1 protein-coding gene is annotated in these 488 nt (G+C 66.2%); it reads left to right on the plus strand.

What is annotated here, in order from left to right; genetic code table 11:
- Window positions 1–137 precede the first annotated feature (137 nt).
- Window positions 138–326 (plus strand): hypothetical protein, encoded by a 189-nt coding sequence (locus EN749_RS38135; RefSeq protein WP_189368063.1) that lies wholly within the window; start codon window positions 138–140, stop codon window positions 324–326.
- Window positions 327–488 lie beyond the last annotated feature (162 nt).

A 488-nucleotide genomic window follows, 5' to 3' on the forward strand; every position in this document is an offset into this window, starting at 1 on the left:
CCGGAGCTGAGGAAGGGCCGCAAGAGCTTCGTGCACGATCTCGGCGACATGCCGCCGCAGGATCTGTCGAGCGAGGCGGAGCCGACCTTCTGGCTGGATTCCGGCACCGGCTCGTCGGGCTCTACTACGGCGCCGGCATGACCTCCGCGCCGGTGGTCCTTGCCCTGCTCGAGGGCGCGGCCCGGACGCAGCGCGTCCGAGCCGGATTTTGCGTTCCGATCATGACGCAGTCGCCGCTCGCGGACGAGGTTTTCGACGCCGCCGTTCCCGGCCGCTACATCCAGCTCCGCTTCTTCGAGCGCGTCGTTCAGGCCATGGCCGCGTAGGTCTTGGCACCTGCAAGGTCATGGCAGGTCCGGTCGCGCGACGGACCCAGCATCGGCGCTCCGAGGGCGCGCTCAGTTTGGATGTCCTGGACCCGGCTTTGGATTGTAGTTTGGATAATCGACGTGAATGTTGCGTCCGGACCCAAAAAGTCGGGTCAGAGA

Origin of the sequence: Mesorhizobium sp. M7A.F.Ca.ET.027.02.1.1, from assembly GCF_004022985.1 — a bacterium.
Classification (GTDB): domain Bacteria; phylum Pseudomonadota; class Alphaproteobacteria; order Rhizobiales; family Rhizobiaceae; genus Mesorhizobium.